Origin of the sequence: Ruminococcus sp. AM43-6 (assembly GCF_003461785.1) — a bacterium.
GTDB lineage: Bacteria > Bacillota > Clostridia > Oscillospirales > Ruminococcaceae > Hominimerdicola > Hominimerdicola aceti.
Genome location: NZ_QTXU01000054.1, coordinates 298 through 6,246 on the forward strand (window position 1 = coordinate 298; position 5,949 = coordinate 6,246).

Sequence of the window (5,949 nt, forward strand, 5' to 3'; positions counted from 1 at the left end):
TGCCTTTATTATATCCTGAGCCTTTATTACCGCACCACAAACTGAGCAATGTGAACCCTCGGTCTTGCCGTCTGTTGTGCAGGTGGTCGGGATCGCCTTGTCAACAACTTCTGTGTGACCCTTAGCTGATAAGCTCTTGCTTTCAGTTGCACCGCAAGTCTCACATTTTCTGATTTGTGTACCGCTTTCTGTGCAGGTAGCTGGTTTTATGGTTGTCCAATTGCCAAACTTATGACCTGTTGCCTTTATTATCTCCTGAGCCTTTATTACCGCACCACAAACTGAGCAATGCGAACCTTCCGTCTTGCCGTCTGTTGTGCAGGTGGCAGAAATCGTCTTGTCAGTTACTGACTTATGTCCAGTCTTTGCAATGGTCTGTGTTTCTGTTTTTCCGCAAACTGTACATTTCCGACTTTTTGTACCAACTTGAGTGCAAGTTGCATTTTTTGTGGTAGTCCATGTGCCAAAAGTATGACCAGAAACAACTTTTATTTGTGCATTTGCCGTTAATCCGTTGGTTGTTTTTGCTGTAATCGTTACTGTTCCTGCTTTTTTACCAGTTACAGTACCACCACTTACCGTCGCAATAGAAGCGTCGCTAGTAGACCATATAATCGTTTTATTTGTTGAATTTGTCGGTAAAATCGTTGCAGTTAAAGACTTGGTTGTTCCTGCTTCTATAGTTGCAGAACCTGAGTTCAAGTTGATCTTTGAAGGGAGTATATAACTATCAAGTTTGTATATAGCAAATTTTTGTGAATCCCTATAATTCAAACCACAAACTTGCACTTTATCGCCTGTGGTAATATTGCCCTTCACATCAAGCACGATATTTACACTTTTGGGTTTAAAATAATACTCTCCAGACCATCTTCCAAAAATGTACCATTTTTGAGTATTTGACCCACTGTACTTTTTTGATTGAGCCAGACCACCATTTGGACTACAAGAATCTAAATAGCTCCCATCAGCGCAGTTCTTTATAGTATATGAACCATCGCTTTGTCTATCAAAAAACCAAATCTGTCTTGCAGAAGCATTCTCACTTTTCTGTACAGTTATTGAACCATTCACATTAGTAACATTAAGCCAATTTTTGTATATGAGTAACGATGCGTAAAAGTCATCACCTATATCCAAATAATTTCCATCTGTAACAGTAAACTTTACAATATTAGCACTCATGCTACACTCATAATCATTTCGACTATCAACATAGGCTTCGTAATATCCCGCTGGTAAATCTACAAGACAACTTGTTCCTTTCTCACCCCATAAAATCTTGTAAGCCTCTCCTTTTTGTGCCGTTCCTCTCCATATTTTCACATCATATTCATTGGTATTTGCCGTTTTTAACCAAGAAATTGATGTAGGCGTATAATTCGTGCCTGCGGAAGCAGACACAGTTGTGCTGCTAGGAACAGGATTACCCTTTTCAATGGTAAACTTTACAATGTTACTACAAGTATATCCTGAATCATTACACGAATCAACATACGCTTCATAATCTCCTACAGGAAGGATCACACTCCAACTCGTTGCGGCAGTAGTATTTTCCTTAAAAAGAGTACCATTCTTATGTATTTTAATTGAATATACTTTTGTATTACTTGAAGCAGTCCAGTTGAACGTCGTGCATTTATATGATGTTCCAGTTTTAACGTTTATTGCCGATTTGCCAGGTTTTGAACTTGCTTCAGCAGAACCTTTACCACCTATAAAGGAATACACATATGATATTCCGCTTCTTCCCTTTAAATAGTTTGCAAATTGTGCCCATGTCTGATTATGCACAATAACTTTACAGTATCCATCAGAATTACAGTCAACCCAAATAACTCCAGATTCATCGGTAGATATTATTGACAAAGAATGGCCACCATCTCCTGTACGCAGATGAGACGCAACTGCAATATTATAAAATTTGCTCTTAATATAGCTTTCTGTACATGAGTTAGCATTAGTTTTTCCAACTGTGGTTTTAAACTTTGAAGCAGAAAGGCCATCATGAAATCCATAAACCTTCCATTCGCAATATCTCGCAAAGCCCCAACACTGTGATGCCTTTAAATCAACCTGACATGTATTAGGATTTCCAGTTGGATAATATCTCATGCAATTACATTTATAACTTGTCGCACTATCGCAAACACCATTTTTATGACATCTTCCATTTGACCAATAGCCACTCATCGTCGCACACGATTTACCGTTTTTAGTAAAGTAGCTGCCATTAGAATAACCTATGTCAATACCTGCGATTATGATATTATTAGCCGCACTCACCGACATAGTTGGCATAACGACCATCAAACTAACGATCATAAGCAAACTGGTAAACAAGCTTGCTATTCGTTTCTTCATAAGAATACCCCCTAAAAAAAATCAAGTTTATACCAATATAATACTACCAAATTGTTTTGCTGTCAATACATATTTAAAAGTTAAAAATAATTTTGTCTGAATATGTTATAATATTTGCATTCAAAGTGCTTAGTCAGTTTGATATCAGTTATTGTTTATTTTATAACAAATCACGCAGCTTATATTGACAAATTATGTAGAATGTGCTATAATATTAACCAATATTAGTATGTAATCCTATAAAAAATCATATCGTATTATTATTTGGAAGAAGGACGCATTTATGGCAGAAGCTGTTATAACAAAAGCTGTAAGTCCTGCGGCGATCTTTTTAGTCAACATATTTATCCCTCTTTACTATGATCTTTACCCCGACCCTATGTGTATATTATACTACTTTTTTTGCCTGATTTCAAGTAAAAAGCTCCGCCACAGCGAATGCCACGGCGGAGTTTTTAGGACTTTTAGGAGAAATTACTTGTTGCCTGTTGTCTTGTAAGCGTCGATCATCTTCTTGCTGGTGAGTCCAGAACGCCGAGCATATCTTTCTCCGTTCCTAATGTATGTCATCGGCTCTGATTCACCTGTCAGAAGTTTAATTTCCAGTTTCATTGTGTTCTTATTTATTGGAACTACACATATACGGTCTATGACTGCCTTTGCCATTTCGTCGACTTGTTCCTTGTTCATTGGTAGGCTAGGATCATACATTTCACGGAAGTATTTTTCAATCCGCTTTATAGCTTTTGCATAACTATTGTCGTTTTCGCTTTTCTTTTCGATAAATCTTATCTGATGTTCTATTCCTTTTATTAGTTCACTGCTCTCGGTATTACGTTTTGTAAATTCTGATTTTGTGATAAGCTCCTCCATATAGAGCTCCAGCAGTTTATCACGCTTTTTATTTTCCTTTTCCAGTGTTGCTTTCAGGCCGCTTACCTGCCGCATTGCCTCGGCAGAGCGGTCTGATTCTTTATATATCCGAAGAAATGTTTCAACATAATCCTCAAGGTTTTCAGCCACGTCCTTGAAAAATCCCGACAGTATGCTGTAAAGTTCTGATTCCATTATTGCAAATGAAGCACAGCTTTTTGCACCTTCTTTCTTTTTTTCTGAGCATATCCATTGATATATTGGCTGACCTTTTGATACGCTGTTTGAGTAACTTGTCCTCCAATATGGCTTGTTGTGAGCTGCACACCATATCTTACCGGTGAAGACACTTGTGTCTTTAAATGAGTGTTCACGGCTTTTTATGGCAGCACTTCTTGTTTCAAATATTCTGTTGCACTTGTTCCATATTTCCTCAGATACTATGGCAGGTACGACTTCGCCTGTTTCGTCTTTGTACATCACCCATTCTTCTTTGGGTAAAAAACGCTGTTCTTTTGTGCGGTAGTCAACTATTCTTACTTTGTTACCACAGTAAAATCCTTTATATTTTGGGTTTTGTATAATGCCTGAAACGGTGTTGTGATGTATCATTGTACCATTGCGTCCACGGTAGCCTTTATCATATAGTATTCGTTCTATCTTTCTGACGCTCATATCACCAGTAGAGTAAAGGTCAAATATCATTCTTACCATTTCTGCTTCAGGTTCGTTTATGACAAGTTTACAGTCATCTTTATCATAGCCGAATATACGATTGTTGCCCATAACATTTCCGCTTTCTATTGAACGCTTGTGACCCCAACGAACACGTTCAGAAAGCTTCCTGACTTCATCAGCGGCAATGCTTGACATTATAGTAAGACGCATTTCGCTGTCAGAATCAATGGTACAAATGTTATCATTTTGGAAGAAGACCCCTACCCCTGCTCGGAGAAGATCACGGGTATAGGTAAGGCTGTCGATAGTATTTCTTGCGAAACGGCTGACTTCTTTTGTAAGTACAAGGTCAAACCTTCCTGCTTTTCCATCTTCGATCATTCTCATAAATTCAGCACGGTTCTCGGCATGTTCACCTCTTACTCTGTCAACATAGCCCTCAATGTAATTCCAATTTGGATTTGATTTTATCATTTCTGTAAAGAAATTGATCTGATTTTCAATAGAGTTTTCCTGTTCATCACGGGTCGTTGATACTCGTGCATAAAATGTAACATTGATTTCAAGATCAAAAATTGTTTTCCGCTCACGTTTCATAAGGTCAGCGGCTGCATAAATATCCATTAAAATTCTCCTTTTGTCAAAGCCTTGACTGATTGTTTTGACTTTGATTTTGTTTAGTTAATATGATTATACCATGCCGACAGCACAGGGTCAATGGCACGGAATAACTTACCTGTGGCAATATGTAGCAATGCCTTTCGGCACTGCATTTGCGGTCATGCCGCCAGTCTTTCGATCATCATTATCATTCTGTTGTACTTTTTGATGTCGATCTCGCCGCTGTTGAGCAGCAGCTTAGTCCAAGCAGCCAGGGTTTTCTTCTTCATTTCCAGCTTGGAATAGGGACTTTTCGGATTTTTACTCAATAGACATCTCTCCTTTTCCATTTGCATCAGTAATATTTTCTCACACTCATCAAAAATTATCCATTTGTTTTTCACTGTTTTTCCAGTCAATGATATCACAAAAACTTTGAAATAGTAATCACCAACTGCAACAAAAAACTTGCTTGATTTTATTGCATTTATACCTTTCGACGCCGACACGATAGCACGCATTTACGCTGTTTCAGCCTGATTTTAGCGGTGTGCGACCTCTGAATTATCAAGGACCTGTTTTTACGACCCCATTGACTTCTCGACCTTGTCGTATCTCGCAAACTGCGTATTTACGGCACTTTTGCGGCGAGCTTTGCTCGTTCGCTGTGAGTGTTTCGGGGGCTGCGACCCCGAAACTTTAACTTGCAATGAAATATTTAGCTTTGGTGGTTATAGCTCTAGCTGCTTAATTGTGAAAAGTACATAATTGCTCAAATTGTTGAGTTCGACTTGAACAAGCTAACCTTATTTAAAATATCGCCCACAGCGGCTCACAAATCGCTTGTGTGGGGTTTCCATTTGGCTTTGCTAAACTTACCCGACTGAAAACTAAAGCCCACAGATCGCCACACGTTCGCTGATTTGGCTTTTACAGTAGCTTTGAAATGTTGACAGTAAAACTTGCTTTGATTTCTACCGTCACATCTTGTAAAGCAAGGTTTTGCAGGACTTTTCATACTTTCAAGGTCAGCCTGTTGACAGTAACTTCGCTAGTGTTTTTACTGTCACTACTGTCACGCTCACGGTCGTAATGAAGAATTATCAGCCTGCCGTTTCTAGTTCGCTTGTACTGAAAATCTATCCCGTACTTTCTGAGTGTGTAGCCGTTCTGAACCAGATCTCTTGTAACTCTGTTTGGATAGAATTGTTCTTGCGTGACTTCTTTTAGTTCACTTACAAGTTCTGACGCAGTACCTGTAAACGAAATGTGCTTTTTTAGATAAACATACAACGCTGCAAGAAAAATGTTGTCTTTGGTTTTGCTTGTGGACAACTCATCTGTAACTATCCACTTTTTCAAGTCACTATCGAAATGCAAATTAATTTCTGCGTTTTCAATATCACGTCCTACACAATAAAGTTTTGCATTACG

The 5,949-nt window shown here is 38.5% G+C and carries 3 protein-coding genes and 1 pseudogene; all 4 read right to left on the reverse strand.

The window, feature by feature from the left end:
* Positions 1-2,364, reverse strand: a 2,364-nt coding sequence (locus DW938_RS14050; RefSeq protein WP_181984467.1) for an RICIN domain-containing protein, incomplete at its 3' end; no start/stop codon positions are given.
* A 474-nt stretch (positions 2,365-2,838) separates the two neighbouring features.
* The gene (locus DW938_RS14055; protein ID WP_118125530.1) at positions 2,839-4,539 is read right to left on the reverse strand and encodes a recombinase family protein; all 1,701 of its coding nucleotides are present in this window, start codon (positions 4,537-4,539) and stop codon (positions 2,839-2,841) included.
* 155 nt (positions 4,540-4,694) lie between these two features.
* Positions 4,695-4,844, reverse strand: coding sequence for a hypothetical protein (locus tag DW938_RS14885; protein ID WP_158455053.1), 150 nt, complete (start codon positions 4,842-4,844; stop codon positions 4,695-4,697).
* Between the two features lie 685 nt (positions 4,845-5,529).
* Positions 5,530-5,949: pseudogene (locus DW938_RS14890) on the reverse strand (hypothetical protein); the annotation flags it as partial.

Coding starts and splice junctions, on each gene's coding strand:
- DW938_RS14055 (WP_118125530.1), bottom strand. CDS start 4,539: ATGGATATTTATGCAGCCGCTGACCTTATGAAACGTGAGCGGAAAACA.